The sequence below is a fragment of the Niallia laureatilytica genome (assembly GCF_046613985.1).
In the GTDB taxonomy this organism is placed as follows: domain Bacteria; phylum Bacillota; class Bacilli; order Bacillales; family Cytobacillaceae; genus Niallia.
The window spans coordinates 162,723-181,396 of sequence record NZ_JBKKHP010000002.1 but is presented as its reverse complement, the minus strand read 5'-3'; the positions used below and the strand labels follow the sequence as shown (position 1 = coordinate 181,396).

The following is an 18,674-nucleotide window of genomic DNA, read 5'->3' as shown; positions in this document are numbered from 1 at the left end:
TGCTGCTTTGACCAATACTATTTTATAGAAGCAGTTTGCAGCTGTTTCCACCATGAAATGATCGCGCTGTCTCTAAAAAACAACTTGCGGAGGGATTATCTGCTATGGGAAAACGAAATAAATCAAAACGCTTCGTACAACAGGGTGTAGACTCAGTATCTAAGCATGATCAACGTATTCCATATCATATGACATATGCAGAGGCCGAAAGCTATAAAATGGCTAATTCGAACGAATCTACTCACGGAGGACTTTAAATGGGAAACCGATTATTTCAAGAAGCACGACAAGCAGTAGAAATGGCGAAGTCTAGTGGCAGTGATAGTGAGATGATTGCTAAAGCCAAAAATGCATTAAGTTCCGCCTATGCCAATACGACGAGTGCTGAACAAGAGCAGCTGTCTGATTTGCAAAAGGAGCTTGAGCAGCTAGAATCCCGTTAAGCTAATAAGCTAGCCATCCACTAATGGAGGCTAGCTTATTAATTATGAAGGAAACCGTTCCAATATTACTGGATCGCTTTGTTTTCCATTTACTTCTTGAAAATAAAGAAGCAATGTCCCATTTTTCGGCAAATCTTCTGTTTTTATCTTCACATTCACCTTAAAACTCCCAACGTCTGTAACGGCAACAGGCTGCTTTGACAATAATTCTTTATGTCCATCTTCTACTGTAAATGTTAACCGCTCTTTCGTATGAGCAATTCCTTCTATTGTATATATTCCCTTTTGGCCGGTAGTCTTAATATCCGTAACGAAAGGAACAACTAAAGTTGTCTTGGCCGTTATGGTCTCTCCCTTGTTTTTCTTTCCTAACAAGGTTGCTTTAACAGCATATTCGCCACTCGGTACTAGCTCACCGTTATTTTTTCGGTAATTCCATTTCTCTACCCATGTATGTGACTCATTGGATTTGAGCTTTAGCTCCTGCAGTGCTTGGAGGAAGGACTTATCTGCTGAATAACGGTAAACTTCTTTTCCTCCCTTTGCTCTAATCGAAAATTCATATTTTTGCGAGGAGGAAAAAACAAGTTTAACGGCTTTATCCCCAGTGTTTAAAACAGTCATTCTGATTTCCGCATAGTCTTTATTCGGTTTTGCAGAAATCTCAAACTGCAGATTATTTCCCTCTGCATGTATTCGATCACCGCCAAAGGAAAAAAGGCTAAAAGCGAGTGCTGCTGCAATTATGACACGAAGCACTATACCGACTACCTCCTTTATTCTTTTCTGAAGAAGCCGAATATTTCTGTTGTTTGCACGATATTAGTAAATGCTTGCGGGTCTACCTCTTTAATGGTTTTTTCCAAGTCATATAATTCATACCGTGTAACAACTATCATCATCATATCCCTATCTTCATTGGAAAAGGCTCCTTTTGCTGGAACCATAGTAATCCCTCTTACTAGCTTCTCATGAATTGCCACTTTTAATTCATCGGATTTTTTTGTGACTATCATCGCTGTCAATTTTTGATGCCTTGTATGTATCGCATCAATCACCCTTGTGGATGCGTACAGTGTAACAAGGGTGTACAGAGCTTTTTCCCATCCATAAAGATACCCTGCTGTTATGATGATAATGCTGTTTAATGTAAAAAAATATGTGCCGACAGGCTTGTCCTGCATTCTCGAAAGAATCATTGCAACAATATCCATTCCGCCTGTGGATGCACCGATTTTCAACGTAATCCCGACACCGACAGCTGCAATAACACCGCCAAAGACAGCATTCAGCAGTATATCATCTGAATAGGAATAAACCGGAAGAAGTTCAAGAAATAAAGACATGAATGCAACACTTAGAAAGCTATAGCATGTAAATGATTTCCCAACCTTAATCCAGCCTAGTATGGCAATAGGCACATTGAGAATAAACAGCAATATTCCTGTCGTAATAGGTGTAATACTTGAAATAAGCTGTGCCACACCGGCAAACCCGCTTGCATAAACATCTGCAGGTATTAAGAAAAAGTTCATTGCAACAGCGTTCAAAAGAGCCCCAACAATTACTACAACTAACTTCTTCGTTAATGTCCAATACATAATAATCCCCCAGTACTATATTTGCTCCTAAGCTTTTTAGGATTCATTGTTTTTTTGAATAAGATTCTATAAACTAATAGTATGCAACACCTAAATAATGCATATGTATACATACCAGCAATCAATATACCATAATTTTCACTAAGTGAAAGTCATATAATGAAAAAAAACACAGAAAGAAGATGAGCTTATGACATATAAAATATTAGCGGACAGTGCTTGTGATCTGCCTCTTTCTTATTATGACGATAATGATGTCATTCTATTTCCATTAAAGGTAAATTTGGAAAACAAAGAGTATGAAGACTTAAAGACAATCCAGCCGAATGCTGTATATGACGCAATTAGAAACGGTGAAGTACCAAAGACCTCCCAGGTCTCTCCATCCCTTTTTGAGGATGTTTTTACGGAAATGGCTGAAAACGGCGAAAGCGGCATTTATGTTGCCTTTTCTTCGCAGCTTTCTGGCACCTTTCAAACAGCTAAGATGATTTATGAGCAAGTGAAAGAGAATTATCCTGACTTCCACCTCACTATCATTGACAGCAAATGTGCTTCTCTTGGAGCAGGGCTTGCTGTGCAAGAGTGCGTAAAACAGCGCAGTCTTGGCAAAACTCAAGAAGAGGCTGAAGCTCGAGCGCGCTTTTTTTGTGAACATATGGAGCATCTCTTTACTGTGGAGGATTTAGAGTACTTAGCTAAAGGCGGCCGCGTTTCTAAAGCATCTGCTTTTGTCGGAGGGTTGCTGCAAATCAAACCGCTTCTTCATGTGGAAGACGGCAAGCTTGTTCCGCTTGAAAAAATCCGCGGTAAAAAGAAGCTGCTTCGCCGCATGCTTGATGTGATGGAGGAGCGCGGAAATAGTCTTAACACACAGACTATTGCAATCAGCCATGCTGATGATTTAGCGACTGCAACCGAACTCAAAAATACCATTATGGAGCGTTTCCAGCCGAATGATGTGTACATATCCTCTATCGGAGCTGCTGTCGGCTCCCATACTGGTGCAGGAACGATTGCATTGTTCTTCCTAAACAGCAAGTAAGACAAATCGAACCAGTAAGGCTGTGCCTGCATACTCCCTTCTCCTTTCAGTCATACTAATAATGTTCTACAGAACAGCTAATGAATGGAGGAGTATACAGACATGCCAAATACTTCTGATAATAATAAAAAGCCAAAAGACAATAACGCCCGCTTAGAGCAAAAGAATTTGCTTCGCGAGAAAAATCGTAAATTGGGCAAACACCAATATAGCAAAAAGACAGATCATCTATAAGAAAAAGAGCAGCCCCATGGCTGCTCTTTTTTATTCGTCTTCTTTCTTCAAGTGTGTCCATCCATGTTCTTGGTAGATTTTATTTTCCTTCATCAATCTGCCAAGAGCCCTCTTGAAGGAGCCTTTGCTCATCCCAAATCTCTCTTGGATTTCCTCTGGCATACTTTTGTCTGTGTATGGCATCTGACCTTTTCTTTGCTCAAGATATGCAAGCACTGTTTTTGAGTCCTCATCAAGTGCTTCCTCTTTTCGTGGCAATAAGGACACATTGATTGTACCGTCTTCCTTCACATCAATGATACGGCCATTTACCTTTTCTCCAAGACGCGGCTCTACTTTACGCTCTGACTCATGGATAAAGCCTTTAAAGCCTTCAGCCGTGTAAATCCAGCTTCCAACCTTTGCTGTTCTGTAAATATGGCCGTGAATGTTTTTATTATAGTCTTTTCGTGTAGCCTTAGTCGAAATGCTCTCAATAACAGGATCTGTCGCAGGCTTAACATAAAGGAAATTATTGCGGTCTACCCTTAATGTAATATAGAGCAAATCCCCGACTTCCGGCCAAACTTCTTCATGAACAGGCAGATCATCCTCGCCAAGAAGCATGTCCTTTTTCAATCCAATATCAAAAAAGCAGCCAAGCCCTTCTTTAATATCCGTTACTTTCACCCAATCATATTCTCCAACTGAAATGGACGGTATATTTGTGCTTGAGCACGCTCTGCCTTGTGAATCCGTATAAATGAATACACGGACCTCATCCCCAATTTCAAATTTCTGATCTGTTTCACTAAAATGAAGCAGAACATCTTCACCTTCTTCTTCCAGTGTAAGAAAATATCCAAATGTTGCTTCCCTTGCGACCGTCAATATTTCTACTCGGCCTATGTAATCTCTTAAAGACACTATATTGTCCTCCTTGAATTATATCTATCGTAAACTGTTTTGTACCCTAAAGTTGTTACAACTGCTATATTTTACTATAATACAGACATAAAAGGAAATGGGTGAAAGCCCCATACTAACCAGGAGGTATTTCTATGTCTAAAGAAAGTTCATTCGACATTGTCTCAAAAGTAGATATGGCAGAGGTTTCGAATGCGGTACAAATCGCAATGAAGGAAATTCAAACACGCTATGACTTTAAAGGCAGCAAAAGCAATATTACATTAGAAAAGGAAGAGCTTGTTCTACTATCCGACGACGAATATAAGTTGGAGCAGCTAAAAGATGTGCTGATCAGCAAAATGTTCAAGCGCAACATTCCTATTAAAAACTTGGATTACGGAAAAATCGAAGGAGCATCTGGTGGCACGGTCCGTCAGAGAGCGAAATTGGTTCAAGGGATTGACAGAGACAATGCTAAAATTATCAACACTCTTATTAAAAACAGCGGCTTGAAAATTAAAAGCCAGCAGCAAGACGACCAAATCCGTGTAACAGCAAAAAGCCGCGATGATCTGCAAAAAATCATCGCAGCTGTTAAAGAAGCAAAACTTACAATTGACGTTCAATTTGTAAACTATCGCTAAAACACAGCCTGACCATTTTTTTGGTCAGGTTTTTTATCTCCTGAATTTTCCATGTTTATCCTTGTCTATAAGGGAAAAATAGACAACAAACAAAGAAATAAAAAAGGAGTTGTTTATGATGAGTTCAAACAGCCAACAAAACCAAACATTTCCACCACAGCATCAAAATCAGCAGCCAGGTATTCAAACTGAAATGAATCCATTACCAACGGATGTGAGCCCCAACTATAAAGGCTCTGGTAAGCTTAAAGGCAAGACGGCAATCATAACTGGCGGAGATAGCGGGATTGGTCGTTCTGTTGCCATCTATTATGCAAAAGAAGGAGCTAATGTTGCTGTTGTGTACTTAAATGAACATGACGACGCTGAAAAAACGAAGGAATTAGTCGAAGCAGAAGGTGTTAAATGCATCACCTTAGCAGGGGATGTCGGTGAAGAAGATTTCTGCCAAAAGGTTGTTGCAGAAACAATTAATGCATTCGGATCATTAAATATACTCGTTAATAATGCCGCTGAGCAGCATCCACAGGACAGTCTGCTGGACATAACAGCTAGCCAATTGGAGAAAACGTTCCGCACAAATATTTTCTCTATGTTCTTTTTAACAAAAGCAGCGTTGCCGCATTTAAACGCTGGCGACAGCATCATCAATACAACTTCCATCACAGCCTATAAAGGAAATGAAACACTGCTTGATTACTCATCAACTAAAGGTGCAATCACTTCCTTCACCCGTTCCTTATCCCAATCACTTGCAAAAGATGGCATTCGGGTGAATGGTGTCGCGCCAGGTCCAATCTGGACTCCGTTGATTCCATCAACATTTGACAGCGAAAAGGTTTCCCAATTCGGCGCAGATACACCATTTGGACGAGCTGGCCAGCCAAATGAACTCGCTCCAGCTTATGTTTATTTAGCAAGTGAAGACTCCTCTTACGTCAGCGGCCAAATCATGCACGTCAATGGCGGATATGTTGTAAACGGGTAAATGCAAGGAACACATCTGTGTTCCTTTTTTATATGGTTGTAAAAAATTTATTTATGGTAAGGTACTTTGGAAAACCTCTTCTTTCAAAATAAAAGTTTTCACTGTTTAGACATTTTAACTAAATTATTTAATTTTATTTATTTACTTTTACATATAATCATGTTATTGTACTTTTAGTAATTCCTATTTAACCGATAGGATTTAAATGAACTTATACATAATTATAGGGGGAAACTACAATGGACATATTTTTAACCGTTGTTAATATTGTCGTTTTACTAGTTTTGCTTGGCGTTTTATACTACATGCAAAAGAAACACGTATCCTTTTCAAAGCGTGTATTTACCGGCTTAGGTCTTGGTGTTTTATTTGGTATCATTCTTCAATTAATATATGAACCTACTTCAGAAGTAGTAATTCAATCAAATGACTGGTTCAGTCTTATTGGAAGCGGATATGTGAAGCTTCTGCAAATGATTGTTATGCCGCTAGTGTTCATCTCCATTATTTCTGCTTTTACTCGTTTGAAAAAAGCAAGCAATATTGGGAAAATCAGCGGTCTTGTTATCGGAACATTATTATTGACTACTGCAATTTCTGCAGGAATTGGGATTGCTTCTGCAGTCGGATTTGACTTAAAAGCAATTGACATTACTTCAGGTGATGCTGAAACTCTTCGTGGGCAGCAGCTTGAGGAAAGCTTGACACAAGTGGAAAGCACAACTATTCCACAAAAAGTTCTTGAATTCTTGCCAGCTAATCCATTCTCAGATTTAACTGGTGCTCGTCCTACTTCAACGATTGCTGTTGTAATCTTTGCAGCCTTTATAGGTGTGGCATTGCTTGGCATTAAACGTAAAAATCCAGAACAGGCAGCATTCTTCGAGAAAATGATCGAAGCTGTCTACACAATTATCATGCGTATCGTTACACTAGTATTGCGTTTAACTCCGTACGGAATTCTTGCCTTAATGGCAAAAACAATGGCAGGCAGCAATCTTGATGCTATCGTTAAACTTGGTAAATTTGTAATTGCATCATATGTTGCTTTAATAGCAATGTTTATCGTTCATTTGATTATCCTTGCTGCTTTAAAATTAAGTCCAGCAAAATATGTGAAAAAGGTGCTTCCTGTGCTTTCATTCGCCTTTACTTCACGCACAAGTGCAGGAACACTGCCTTTGAATATTGATGCTCAAAAATCTAAACTTGGTGTTTCTGAAGCAATCGCTAACTTCTCTGCTTCATTTGGTGTTTCTATCGGACAAAATGGCTGTGCAGGAATTTACCCTGCTATGGTGGCTGTTATGATTGCACCGACTGTAGGGATTGACCCGTTATCACCTGGTTTCATCACATCTTTAATCCTTGTTGTTATGCTTAGCTCCTTTGGTGTTGCCGGTGTCGGCGGCGGAGCGACATTCGCTACATTAATCGTTCTGTCTACATTAAATATGCCTGTTGCATTGGCTGGATTATTGATTTCTGTTGAACCGCTAATCGATATGGGACGTACTGCTTTAAATGTGAGCGGCTCAATGGTTTCTGGAGTTGTTGCAAGTAAAGCACTAGGTGAATTGGACACTGATACTTATAATAAAGATATTGATGTTAATACTCCTACAAGCAGCACAGCTGTTTAAAGAGTAAATTAACCAGACATTGAATGTTCAATGTCTGGTTTTTTTTTCGCCTTCTTTTCCCTTATAGGTTTTCAGCAAATTGGCTACACTGTTGAAAATGACTTGTAGGAAAGGGAGTGTGGGGAAATGATTGATTTGGCTTCCATTTATCATCGGACTGGAGATAATTTCTGCTATCTTTACAAGGAAGATATACTCCATATCCGCCTCCGGACAAAAAAAGACAACGTCCATGCTGTCACCTTGATTTATGGCGACCAATATAAAACCAGCAACTACAGATGGCAAAATTCATTGCTTGAGATGCAAAAGACAGGCTCTGATCAGCTTCATGATTACTGGCAAGCCTCTGTTACAGATAGTCTTAAACGGCTTCGCTACGGTTTCATTATCAAACAAGGAGATGAACAGATTACCTTTACAGAAAAGGGCTTCTTTCCTTTTTTGCCCGAAGATCCAGGCTATTACTTCTGCTTGCCTTATATACATGAAACAGAACTATTCACACCGCCAGATTGGGTGAGAGAAACAATCTGGTATCAAATATTTCCAGAACGATTCCGCAATGGCGATCCTGACAGAAACCCAATCGAAACCGCTGTTTGGGGGCAAGAGGCACCTGGCTTGACGAATTATTTCGGGGGAGATTTGCAAGGCATCATCGACTCATTAGATTATCTGCAGGATTTAGGAATTACAGGCATATACTTAACACCGATCTTCTATGCCAATTCCAATCATAAATATAATACAATTGACTACTTGCAGATTGATCCCCATTTCGGAGATGTCAGCATTTTAAAACAACTTGTGAGCGAGTGCCATATGCGGGGAATTCGCGTCATGCTTGATGCTGTATTTAATCATTGTGGTTATATGTTTCCGCCATTTCAGGATGTGCTGAATAATGGAGAGAGATCTCCTTATAAGGATTGGTTTCATGTCCATCAATATCCATTAAAGGACAGCTCTGGCTTTCATTACGAGACCTTCGGCTTCTATGAGGATATGCCAAAGTTCAATACAGCTAATAAAGCGGTAAGAGATTACTTGCTGCATGTTGCTGAATATTGGATCAAGGAATGTGATATTGACGGCTGGCGGCTAGATGTTGCCAATGAAGTCGATCATGCCTTTTGGCGGGAATTCAGGAAGCGTGTTAAGGCGGTAAAACCAGATTGTTTCATCTTAGGAGAAATTTGGCATGATTCCATGCCTTGGTTGAGAGGCGAACAATTTGATTCTGTTATGAACTATCCCTTGCTTTCCAAGTCTTTGCAGTTTTTTGCTTATGACATGATTTCTGCTAAAGGATTCGTCGAGGATATGACCTCCATTGTCCATGCATATCCAGACAATGTTAATAAAGTCCTCTTTAACATTATCGGCAGCCATGACACACCTCGGGTTATGCAGGAGTCCCATTATAGACCTGAACGAGTTAAGCAGCTGTTTACTTTTCTATTCACTTTTCCTGGCACACCATGTATTTATTACGGCGATGAAATTGGTCTTGATGGCGGAAGCGATCCTGGCTGCAGAAAATGCATGGAATGGGATAAAGAAAAACAGAACGTGGAAATAAAGGAATATTTAAAAAAACTGATTTCGATTCGAAAGTCTGCTGCTATCCTCTCGGGAAACGCAAGCTTTGCCTTCCTTCCTGTCCTAAATAATTGCATTGCTTATTGCCATAGGAACGAAAATGAAATATTTATGACTGTGATGAATAACAGTCCAGACCAAGTAAGTTATCCATTGCCTTTCTCACTAAAGGGAAAAAAGTTAACAATGCCACTAACATGTCAGGAATATGCTGCCGAATCAGAACATTTAAACGTGAATCTCGGTGCTTATGAAAATATTCTTCTCCATTTTTATATTTAGCTGGCTGAACTCATCGCCCTTTCATCCAGCTTCTTAAACTTGGAAAAAACCTCTTGTTTAACTGAATAGATAGTACTATCATTTACTTATTATGTAATGAAGGGGGTAAATTGTGGAACAGACAACAGGCACAAAATCAATTGCCATCCCATTGGCAATTTCCATTATAGCTATCTCCTTCTCTGCTATTTTTGTCAAATGGTCGGATGCTCCAGCAACAATACTGAGCATGTACCGCATGTGGCTCGCAGGAATTTTGATGCTTCCAATGGTCTATATAAACAGAAAAGAATTTAAGAAACTATCAAAAAAAGACTGGTGGTTCCTCCTGTTCTCAGGAGCTTTCCTTGCTCTCCATTTTGCACTGTGGTTCGGTTCTTTGAAGCTGACAACAGTAGCTAGCTCTACTATCATTCTTGCTCTTCAACCGCTCGTGTCATTGGCGGGAGGATTTCTCCTTTACCGTGAAAGGACAACGTCAAGCGCCATTATGACAATGGGAATTGCTATAATCGGCGCCATGATGATTGGCTGGGGCGATATTGGCTTAAGCAAGGCAAGCTTGCTTGGCGATTTACTTTCCTTCTTAAGCGTGATAGCAGTTGTCGGCTATTTGTTAATTGGCCAGTCTATTGTGAAAAAGGTGTCCCATTGGGTTTACACTTCCACTGTATTTTTATTTGCTGCCATGCTGCTGACTATTTTTAATCTATCTTCTGGAGAAGCATTTACAGGCTATCAGCCAAAGGAATGGGGCATCTTCTTGCTGCTTGCAATCGTCCCATCACTTAGTCATGTAATTAACAATTGGCTGTTAAACTATGTAAATGCGACAACTATTTCGATGAGTATTTTAGGAGAACCTGTCGGAGCAACCATTCTTGCTGTAATTCTTTTAAATGAAAGACTTTCCGGTTCACAAATTGCCGGCGGACTATTAGTGCTGGCAGGTGTTTTTTACTTCCTTCTGCAACAGCAGAAACCGAAGCCAGTTCAGCATGAAAAAACAATATAGCAGATTGAAATTAAAAAAACTGGAGGCTCTCCAGTTTTTTTACGTTTGTATAAGTTCAAACTCAAGGGCAGCCTTCTCTGTTCCATTGACAATAATGGCAATACGGTGAACACCAGGATAATGTCTTCTTGTCGTCAAGTCTTTAAAGGAATGGTTCTTTGCGAAGGTTTTCTTCATGCTGCCCCTCCACTCCAGCTCAGAAAGATGAAAAACCTTCCTGCTGCGAGTGCCGTTTGCTTTCACATAATCTATGGCATATTCTACTCTTACTTTATGTGGTGTTTCGATCCTCGATATTAAAGTGAATGAAAAAGCAATATTCTCACCCCATGCAAGCTTTTCAGGTGTTATCGTAAAGTCCGCCAAGCTTAAGCTGTCACTGCTCTCATATCCAAAGATTTGCAATACACGAGGATCACCCTTCTTGAGCAGCGACCTGCTTGCATGTTTCACAATCCAATCCGTTTTTTGACTGTTGCCATACCAGCTCTGTGCAATAGTTACTGCCAAATCAGGATTAATTCGCGAAATATCATTTAAATTATTGGCTACGCTCTTTCTGACATATAATGCTTCATCTTCTTTTAACTTCTCCAAAATAACCAAAACAGGAGTAGGATCTTTTTTTAGAGCAGGCACTGACAGTCCCCATGGCAGTCTCGGACGGCAGCCCTCACTTGCAAGCCTGCGAATATGCTCATTCTCGCTTTCAGCCCATTCTTCCATCTGTGCAAGCATTCTCGTCTGGTTCTTGATAAGAAAAGGCCTTACTGCAAACTCTGACGTAGAGAATTCTGTAAAGAAGGCAAGGGTTTCAACAGAAAGCTCCCATTCCTCCAGCCCGTATTGCTCCACAAAATCGGGGAAAATAATCCCGCCTAATCCAGTAAAGGACGGAGCGCATTTGCGCAAGATTTCGATTGCTTGCTTGTAATCCTGGGGCAAAAACGGAGCAAGCGACAAGGTAATCTGGCGCATCCTTTCCTTAAGTGCTAGCTCCTCCCAATCAGCCTCAAACAACTTGGTGCGGAACGCTTCCCTTTCGAATGCAGGGTAATTTAATGTAATAACATCCTCTAGTTTAGTGATAAACTGCAAATTATAAATATTTTTTAATGGCTCCATAAAGACCTCTTAAACTCTTTTTTCTAATCATATAAGTAAGCGGCCTAAATATCAAATTCTCAAGCTTCCTTCATTCTTTAGCAAGCCAAACCTGCATTTCCCCAACCGAGCGGTTTGCCCAAGCATAATAAGGAATCAGTGTAAGAGATGCTGCTTCATAAAGCTCCGCCATCCCTTGGCTGTACAACTGACTTTCCCATTCCTGCTCCACAACTCTTTTTTCTGCTGTAACATCAATGAGTCCCGCTCCACCAAACAGTTCTGAATCGTACCGATAATGATATTGTTTGTTCTTTGGCAGGCGGAAAAGATGAAGGCACTTCCCATTGTCTGCTTCCTCCATACAATAGACGATTGGGCCGCGCTGGATGGCAATCTTATTTAAATCTGCTTTAACATGAGGATTTGCTGACCATTCCTGGATGCTCATATCCAAGGTGACACAGATTTCATCTCCAGTTTCCCAAGTCCTTCGTATCACCATATAACCATTCATCAAGCTGTCACTTATTTCGATGCCATTAACAGTAACTTTATACGTTTTCGACCATGCTGGTATGCGCAGGCAAAAGCCGAATTCAGCTGGCTCTTCCAGCTGAAACTGAAACTTAGCCTCTCCCTCCCATGGATAGTTTGATTCTTGCGTAATCTCTATCTGCTTACCATTCCAATCGATTTCTGCCTTATTGGCAATATATAAATTTGCATAAAGACAATCGCCTTTTTGTGAGTACAAATACTTATGAATGGATGCAAGCAGGCGGGCCAGATTAGGCGGACAGCAAGCACATCCGAACCAAGCTGGCCTTGTCGGCTTCACATGGCTTTTTCCCGGGTCCTTCAAGCTGTTCTCAGGATTAGACTCAAGGGGATTAACATAGAAGAAATGCTTCCCATCTAAAGCCATTCCGCTGATCACACCATTATAGAGTGCTCTTTCTAATGTATCACTGTACGTACTGTCAGCTTCGTTTTTCAGCATGTTTTGCGCAAAGAAAATCAGACCGATGGAAGCACAAGTTTCGCAATACATCGTATCATTCGGTAAATCATAGTCACTAGTAAATGCTTCTCCATGAACGGTTGAGCCAATTCCGCCTGTAATGTACATCCTTTTAGCTGTAATGCTCTTCCACAATTTTTTGCAGGCTTGCAGCATTTCTTCATCTTTGCTTAAAAAAGCAGCATCCGCCATGCCTGCACATAAATACACAAGCCTAACTGCATGCCCCTCCGCACTTTCTTGCTCAAGGATTGGCTTATGTGCCTGATAATAGCTTAGCGGCAAATGGTTCATTCCCCCAATCACCGCATTCTCGCCAGCTTCCTCTTGCCATTGTCTTACAAAAAAACTAGTATCCTGTCCTCGCTCGTATAAAAAGAATTGGCAAAGATTTAAGTACCGCTTTTCCTTTGTAAGTTCATACAGCTTAGCAAGGGCAAGTTCGATTTCCTCGTGTCCGTCATAGCCTTTTATTTTTCCTGCCTCATTACCAAAGCTTGCATCAATACAGTCCGCCAATTTGCAGGCAATGGTGAGGGCTTTTTCATTTTTTGTTGCATTATAATAAGCTACAGCTGCTTCCATATAGTGACCGGCACAATACAGCTCATGGCTTTCGGCGAGCCTTTTAAACCGCCGTTCGGGAGCCTCAATTGTAAAATATGTGTTTAAATAGCCATCCTTCTCTTGGGCAAGTGCCAATAAATCAATAACACCATCAGCCAATTCAATCAGCTGTGGATCATGCTCCTGCTCAATAGAATAAGCCACTGCTTCAAGCCATTTATATACATCACTGTCCTGAAATACCCAGCCGTAATGCCGGCCCTCCTTCAGCCCTGCAGCAATCTTGAAGTTCTCGATGGCATGACTTTTTTCAGAAGGAATGTTTTGGTCATTCCGCTCCTTTTCGATTGTTATATCAGCCCTGTCATTGAGCACTTCCCATTGATATGGAATCATTTCTGTTTTCACAATGTCGGCATATCGCTTCCAAAATTGGTCGTTAATTATTACCTTATTCACATGTATCGACTTGTCTGCTTGCACATTGTTTGACATTCTTATTCCTCCTGCTTTTTACGGCTTTTTTACGTACATCCTCCCCTATTGTAATCGCTTTAAGGGTGAGTAAAAACTGCTAAAACAGTAGATTTAGTGGTGAAATCCGACTTCTAAGAAATAACATTCACAAGATATTTTCGTAGATTGTCTGTCGTTATCTACTGGCATTTATGCTAACATTATTGTTAACGCTTACTCTTTTATTTAAAAATACAATAAGGTGAACAAAAACGACATTTGGTAGAAAAAACAATATGCAAGGAGCGAGATGTAGATGGACCAGCTTTGGAAATTCAACATTGAAAGACCGCTTGCTTATTACAAATGCGGCCGTTTTGTCAGCAGTGACGACTGGCAGCATAAACAAATGCGGCTGAAGAAGGATTTTGAGGTTATTATTGGTTTAAACAAATCTGTTTACATCCAAGTGGGCCACCATCAGTATGAAGTCAAGCAGGGGAATGTTCTGCTTATACCACCAGAAATTGACTACTATGGATATGCTCCTTCTCAAAAAGGAGCAAGCTTTTTTTGGATGCACTTTATTCCTTTCTGTGAGACAGATATGTATCCAGTTGAGAAATTTATTAGCCATTTGTTGGCAAGTGATATAGAAGCACATAGGCATGCAATTAATAATGCCGTTTTTTTGCCTGATTATTTTAGTCTTTCATACAGTGATAAACCGTTTATCTTAATGAAGCAAATTTTAGATATAGCAAATGCTTCCTACTACAGCACCTTCTCTGTCGACTACTTGCTGACAGAGTTGTTAATTGAGCTTACTGAACAATACAGCAAACAGCTGCTCCATCAAAATACGATAAGTGAAAAGACGCAAAAGTTCACCCAAATACTTGAATGGATTAGAGTCAATATTCACGAACCCCTTAATGTAAGAGAAGTTGCTAACACTTTTTCCATGAACCCTGATCATCTGACAAGGCTGTTTAAAAAGAATATCGGTATGAGCACAATTCGTTATATCCATACATTAAAGCTTAATAAAGCAAAAGAACTCCTTTGTACAACGAATAAAACAATCAAAGAAATTGCCTTTGAGCTGCGTTTCGATGATGAGAAATACTTCATGAAATTATTTAAAAGCTATGAAGGAATTACCCCAAGTAAATTTCGTGATGCCTACACTAAGACGTATACGAACACAGTGTCTGTCGATCCTGACATTCCTATGCCGCCACACTTGAGAACAGCAATAATCATAAAATAAAGCGGGAGCACCTGCTCCCGCTTAATATTAATCTACAATATTAATATTATAGTCTTTAAACCAATAATGAAGTTGTGCCAAGTGCGCAAGAAGCTGCGGACCTGTCATAAGCTGACCGAACCAAGGCTCTTTGAAGGCTGAGCCACCAGTATTGATAATCTCCTTGAGCTGGTTATAATCAAAGAATTCGTATAAAGCCGAATCCTTTTCTGCCAAAATTCCTGTCAGCATATCTGTGACCGTTTTCGTGTAAACAGGGTTATGTGTCTTTGGATAAGGACTTTTCTTGCGATAGAGTACTTCATCTGGAAGAATCCCCTCAAGTGCTTTGCGGAGAAGCCCCTTCTCTCTGTTTTTGTAGTTTTTCATTTCCCAAGGTACGTTCCATACATATTCTACTAATCGATGGTCTGCGAATGGCACCCTGACTTCAAGACTCGCACCCATGCTCATCCGGTCTTTTCTTTCTAATAGAGTTGTCATGAACCACAGTTGATTCAAATAGAACAGCTCTCTTCTTTTTGCATCCTCTGCACTTTCGCCTTCCAATTTTGGTGTTTCAGCAATAGTTTGATTGTATTTATCATACATATAATCCTCAAGCTGCAGCTTGCTGCTCCACTCTTGTTTTAGCAACCCTTGTCGCTCCTTGATTGAACGCATCCATGGAAATCCTCCTCTTGCAAGATCTGCTTCTCTCCGGAACCATGGATACCCGCCGAAAATTTCATCCGCACATTCACCTGACAAGCTCACGACAAAGTCTTTTTTAATTTCACGGCAAAACCACAGCAAGGAAGAATCAACATCAGCCATTCCCGGCAGATCACGGACAGTAACAGCCTCATGGAGAAATTGGGCAAGCGTTTCCTGTGTGATAATGCAGTTATGATGAATCGTACCGAAAGTGTCCGTCATTTTCTTAATATAAACACCATCAGAATTAGGCTGAAATTCATTTGCTTTAAAGAACTGGTCATTGCCTTCATAATCAATGGAGTATGTGTGCAGCGGTCCTTTGCCTGATTTTTCATATTCCATTGCAGCAATAGCTGTAATCGCACTGGAATCGACCCCGCCAGAAAGGAAAGTGCTTAACGGCACATCTGATACTAGCTGTCTCGTTACAGCATCTTTGAACAGAAAGCGCACCTTTTCAACTGTTTCTTCAAACGTATCCTCATGCTGCTCGCTTTTCACATTCCAATAACGCCATATCCTCAAGCCATCCTGCGAAAATTTCAAGGCATGCCCAGGTCTTAATTCTTTAATGCCTCTGAAAACCCCTGATCCAGGTGTATGGGACGGTCCAAGTGCAAATACTTCCGCCAACCCTTCTCTGTCTAATTCTGCCTTCACTTGAGGATTGGCAAGTATAGCCTTGATTTCCGAAGCAAATAGTAAGCTTGATCCAACCTCTGCATAGAACAGCGGCTTAACACCAAGGCGGTCTCTGGCGATAAACAGTGAATTTCTTTTTTCATCCCAAACCGCAAAAGCAAAAATTCCATTTAAGTATTGTAAGCAATCCTCGCCCCATTCCATGTAAGAAGCCAATAAAACTTCTGTATCAGAATGGCCATTAAATGAATATCCTTTTATTAGTAATTCTTTGCGTATGTCTTCCGTATTGTACAATTCACCGTTATAACAAATCGTATAATCAAAATCTTGTTTTACTTTTGTCATCGGCTGGATTCCACAAAGGGGATCTACCACAATCAAACGTTTGTGGCCAAAGCCTGCATGAAGGGCACTCCATACATTTGTATCATCTGGACCTCTTTTTTCCAGCGTTTCTGCCATAACAGACAAAGTATCCTCTTCTTTTCTCAGATCTTTTCTGTAATCAACCCAACCTGTGATTCCACACATGATGATCATCCTTTCTTCGTGGAATTGTGATTAGATACCAATCAGTATGGAGTATTGTATGCATGATTAGAAAAATGGTTATTTGTCCTGATAAATGAATCTAATAAATCATTCCTGCTGCATCATTTTAGATCTTTGCATGGCAGTTTCACCTAAAAACTAAAACAAAAATAATAATGGCATTCAGTTATAAATTTGAACTTTAATGTCTAAAAAGAATTTATGGGAAGTAATTGGGAGGTTTACAAAGAAATGAACAATCAGCAGAGACTAAAGCTTATAGAGTACCAAACCCGTGCTTTTACACAAGGAACAGTCGAATACATCAATGACCAATGGATATTTTTCGACGATGAAACAGAAGAAGCAACCATGCTAGATGAATATATTCATCAAGAAGTGGAATTATTCTGCTTTAACAAATGGAGAAAAGGAATCCTTTTGGATGAAGGAAGAATCAACAGCTCTGGCTCGATTTATGGGATGTGCACAGAAGATAAAATCAGGATTCGCAAACATCTTGTATTCTCGTTAGAACGCCTTCTTGACGAGATCAGCGATGACAGCTTTTATCAGTTCATCACCACCCTGAATTCCATGAAGTTCTCTATTTATGACTGTATATACTGTTATAACCAATTAACCTTCTTAAGAGATGACAAACGAAAAAATGGTGTGAATATGATGATTTTTGATAATCAGGAAGGCCTGTGCAGTGTCAATCATCATTTCTATTATAATGAGAAAATTACCGACAGATTTGAGTTTACCTTGAATACTGGCAAACGGATGATTATCGAAAAGCTGTCCTCTTAAGAAAAAAAACTTCAGCAGAATATCTGCTGAAGTTTTTTTGCGTCATATTTTTTCCCAGCCATAAACGAGCTCATAAACTGTTTTGCCGCCAATTTTGTCCTCCATCCTGCCGATTTGCTTTCCTCCTATGGCTTCATAAAACCGGCATGCTCCATTGCCTTCTAGTACAAGCACAATCATGCTAGTTAAGCCCATACCCTGTAGATGCTGTTTTACAGCATCTGCGAGCTTTTTGCCAATTCCTTTCCCTTGGTATTCTGCAAGCAAATAAACAGCATATAATTCGCCATCATACCCTTCAAACTTGCCGCTCCTTTCCTTGCCGCCGCACGCAAAACCGACAATCTTGCCTGCCCCGGTTTCCGCAACATAAACATGGCCGCCTGGAATAGCTGATATCCACATTTGCTCCCGCTCTTTATAAGATAATTGCTCTAAAAAGGCGTCAGGAATCATGTTCTTATAAGTTGTTCTCCAGCTGTCAACATGAACCTTCGCAATGCCTTTCGCATCAGCTGTAACTGCTTTACGCAACTTCATTTCTTTACCTCCCAAACCTGTAGCTTGTTCACCTTTAAAGGGAAACTCCGCGTTTTTGTCCAGTTTACTGCCTGCATAACCAGCGGAGAGGAATTATCCATCGTTAACTCGTTCAGGTCCATCCATACAGCTTCAAGGGAATCTTGTCCAACAAACTGCTCTGGGGCAGTGATAACCCCACTAAAGTTCCTCACTTCATAAAATACAGCTATATGATGAACATGTGTGAATTCTCTCCATCTCCAGGGAAACATGAAATCCGTGATTCCAATATTTTCTTTGTGACAAATCTCAAGACCTGTTTCCACTAGAAACTCTCTGTCTATTGCCTCTGCTAAACTTTCCCCTTCCTCCAAACTTCCCCCAGGCAAATCGAAGCGGTTGCGATACGGTCCTTGACTCTTGTGGATAACAAGCAAGTATTCACTATCAAGGAATATACCATATACACCAAAAGCTCTATGAAACTTGGCGTTTTCTTCCATCATACTCCCCCCAATTCTATTTTTATTCTGGGTTTCCCCTTTTTTCCCCTCTTTTTTGACATTCCCTTTCTTCTATTAACTAAAATAAATGAAATAGTAAATTTAACATTGTTCAAATATTATTAAATTAACAAAACAGTTTATTA

At 40.2% G+C, this 18,674-nt stretch carries 19 protein-coding genes; 11 read left to right on the top strand and 8 right to left on the bottom strand.

Annotation, left to right across the window (positions count from 1 at the left end):
• Positions 1 to 104 precede the first annotated feature (104 nt).
• Both ACLIJJ_RS06135 and ACLIJJ_RS06130 read left to right on the top strand, forming a co-directional pair.
• The gene (locus ACLIJJ_RS06135) at positions 105 to 257 is read left to right on the top strand and encodes a hypothetical protein (protein ID WP_233316690.1); all 153 of its coding nucleotides are present in this window, start codon (positions 105 to 107) and stop codon (positions 255 to 257) included.
• The gene (locus tag ACLIJJ_RS06130; RefSeq protein ID WP_233316689.1) at positions 258 to 443 is read left to right on the top strand and encodes a DUF3813 domain-containing protein; all 186 of its coding nucleotides are present in this window, start codon (positions 258 to 260) and stop codon (positions 441 to 443) included.
• Positions 444 to 485: 42 nt separating this feature from the next.
• On the opposite strand, the gene ACLIJJ_RS06125 is transcribed toward ACLIJJ_RS06130, so the two are convergent.
• Together ACLIJJ_RS06125 and ACLIJJ_RS06120 are read right to left on the bottom strand one after the other, a co-directional pair.
• The gene (locus ACLIJJ_RS06125) at positions 486 to 1,202 is read right to left on the bottom strand and encodes a BsuPI-related putative proteinase inhibitor (protein WP_237940925.1); all 717 of its coding nucleotides are present in this window, start codon (positions 1,200 to 1,202) and stop codon (positions 486 to 488) included.
• A 17-nt stretch (positions 1,203 to 1,219) separates the two neighbouring features.
• Entirely contained in the window at positions 1,220 to 2,044 is an 825-nt protein-coding gene (locus tag ACLIJJ_RS06120; protein WP_233316687.1) for a YitT family protein, read from the bottom strand.
• Between the two features lie 190 nt (positions 2,045 to 2,234).
• On the opposite strand from ACLIJJ_RS06120, the gene ACLIJJ_RS06115 reads away from it, so the two are divergent.
• Positions 2,235 to 3,089: a DegV family protein gene (locus ACLIJJ_RS06115; RefSeq protein WP_411410666.1), complete on the top strand. Its 855-nt coding sequence runs from the start codon at positions 2,235 to 2,237 to the stop codon at positions 3,087 to 3,089.
• Positions 3,090 to 3,191: 102 nt separating this feature from the next.
• Positions 3,192 to 3,323 carry a DUF3941 domain-containing protein gene (locus ACLIJJ_RS06110; protein WP_233316685.1) on the top strand — a complete coding sequence of 44 codons (132 nt, stop codon included), beginning with the start codon at positions 3,192 to 3,194 and terminating at the stop codon, positions 3,321 to 3,323.
• Between the two features lie 30 nt (positions 3,324 to 3,353).
• On the opposite strand, the gene ACLIJJ_RS06105 is transcribed toward ACLIJJ_RS06110, so the two are convergent.
• On the bottom strand, positions 3,354 to 4,229 hold the full coding sequence (locus ACLIJJ_RS06105; RefSeq protein ID WP_233316684.1) for a CvfB family protein: 876 nt from the start codon (positions 4,227 to 4,229) through the stop codon (positions 3,354 to 3,356).
• 134 nt (positions 4,230 to 4,363) lie between these two features.
• On the opposite strand from ACLIJJ_RS06105, the gene ACLIJJ_RS06100 reads away from it, so the two are divergent.
• The 5 genes from ACLIJJ_RS06100 (at position 4,364) to ACLIJJ_RS06080 (ending at position 10,388) form a co-directional block, all read left to right on the top strand.
• The gene (locus tag ACLIJJ_RS06100; protein ID WP_233316683.1) at positions 4,364 to 4,855 is read left to right on the top strand and encodes a YajQ family cyclic di-GMP-binding protein; all 492 of its coding nucleotides are present in this window, start codon (positions 4,364 to 4,366) and stop codon (positions 4,853 to 4,855) included.
• A 118-nt stretch (positions 4,856 to 4,973) separates the two neighbouring features.
• Positions 4,974 to 5,843 carry an SDR family oxidoreductase gene (locus ACLIJJ_RS06095; RefSeq protein WP_233316804.1) on the top strand — a complete coding sequence of 290 codons (870 nt, stop codon included), beginning with the start codon at positions 4,974 to 4,976 and terminating at the stop codon, positions 5,841 to 5,843.
• A gap of 239 nt (positions 5,844 to 6,082) precedes the next feature.
• Complete coding sequence (locus ACLIJJ_RS06090; RefSeq protein ID WP_233316682.1) at positions 6,083 to 7,486, top strand: L-cystine transporter; 1,404 nt, start codon at positions 6,083 to 6,085, stop codon at positions 7,484 to 7,486.
• Positions 7,487 to 7,612: 126 nt separating this feature from the next.
• Positions 7,613 to 9,373 carry a glycoside hydrolase family 13 protein gene (locus ACLIJJ_RS06085; protein WP_233316681.1) on the top strand — a complete coding sequence of 587 codons (1,761 nt, stop codon included), beginning with the start codon at positions 7,613 to 7,615 and terminating at the stop codon, positions 9,371 to 9,373.
• A gap of 112 nt (positions 9,374 to 9,485) precedes the next feature.
• Positions 9,486 to 10,388 (top strand): DMT family transporter, encoded by a 903-nt coding sequence (locus tag ACLIJJ_RS06080; protein WP_411410665.1) that lies wholly within the window; start codon positions 9,486 to 9,488, stop codon positions 10,386 to 10,388.
• Positions 10,389 to 10,427: 39 nt separating this feature from the next.
• On the opposite strand, the gene ACLIJJ_RS06075 is transcribed toward ACLIJJ_RS06080, so the two are convergent.
• Complete coding sequence (locus tag ACLIJJ_RS06075) at positions 10,428 to 11,513, bottom strand: DNA alkylation repair protein (RefSeq protein ID WP_233316679.1); 1,086 nt, start codon at positions 11,511 to 11,513, stop codon at positions 10,428 to 10,430.
• Between the two features lie 70 nt (positions 11,514 to 11,583).
• On the bottom strand, positions 11,584 to 13,578 hold the full coding sequence (locus ACLIJJ_RS06070; RefSeq protein ID WP_411410664.1) for a glycoside hydrolase family 127 protein: 1,995 nt from the start codon (positions 13,576 to 13,578) through the stop codon (positions 11,584 to 11,586).
• A gap of 277 nt (positions 13,579 to 13,855) precedes the next feature.
• Between ACLIJJ_RS06070 and ACLIJJ_RS06065 the strand changes: the two genes are divergently transcribed.
• The gene (locus tag ACLIJJ_RS06065; protein WP_233316677.1) at positions 13,856 to 14,812 is read left to right on the top strand and encodes an AraC family transcriptional regulator; all 957 of its coding nucleotides are present in this window, start codon (positions 13,856 to 13,858) and stop codon (positions 14,810 to 14,812) included.
• A 27-nt stretch (positions 14,813 to 14,839) separates the two neighbouring features.
• Here the strand turns inward: ACLIJJ_RS06065 and asnB are convergent, their stop codons facing one another.
• Positions 14,840 to 16,687 carry an asparagine synthase (glutamine-hydrolyzing) gene (asnB, locus tag ACLIJJ_RS06060; RefSeq protein WP_411410663.1) on the bottom strand — a complete coding sequence of 616 codons (1,848 nt, stop codon included), beginning with the start codon at positions 16,685 to 16,687 and terminating at the stop codon, positions 14,840 to 14,842.
• Positions 16,688 to 16,939: 252 nt separating this feature from the next.
• On the opposite strand from asnB, the gene ACLIJJ_RS06055 reads away from it, so the two are divergent.
• A complete protein-coding gene (locus ACLIJJ_RS06055; RefSeq protein WP_233316675.1) occupies positions 16,940 to 17,503 on the top strand; it encodes a DUF2777 domain-containing protein in 564 nt (187 codons plus the stop codon).
• Between the two features lie 42 nt (positions 17,504 to 17,545).
• Here the strand turns inward: ACLIJJ_RS06055 and ACLIJJ_RS06050 are convergent, their stop codons facing one another.
• Positions 17,546 to 18,043: a GNAT family N-acetyltransferase gene (locus tag ACLIJJ_RS06050; RefSeq protein WP_233316674.1), complete on the bottom strand. Its 498-nt coding sequence runs from the start codon at positions 18,041 to 18,043 to the stop codon at positions 17,546 to 17,548.
• On the bottom strand, positions 18,040 to 18,528 hold the full coding sequence (locus ACLIJJ_RS06045; protein WP_411410807.1) for an NUDIX hydrolase: 489 nt from the start codon (positions 18,526 to 18,528) through the stop codon (positions 18,040 to 18,042). Before ACLIJJ_RS06045 ends, ACLIJJ_RS06050 begins: the two co-directional genes overlap by 4 nt.
• Positions 18,529 to 18,674: the final 146 nt, after the last annotated feature.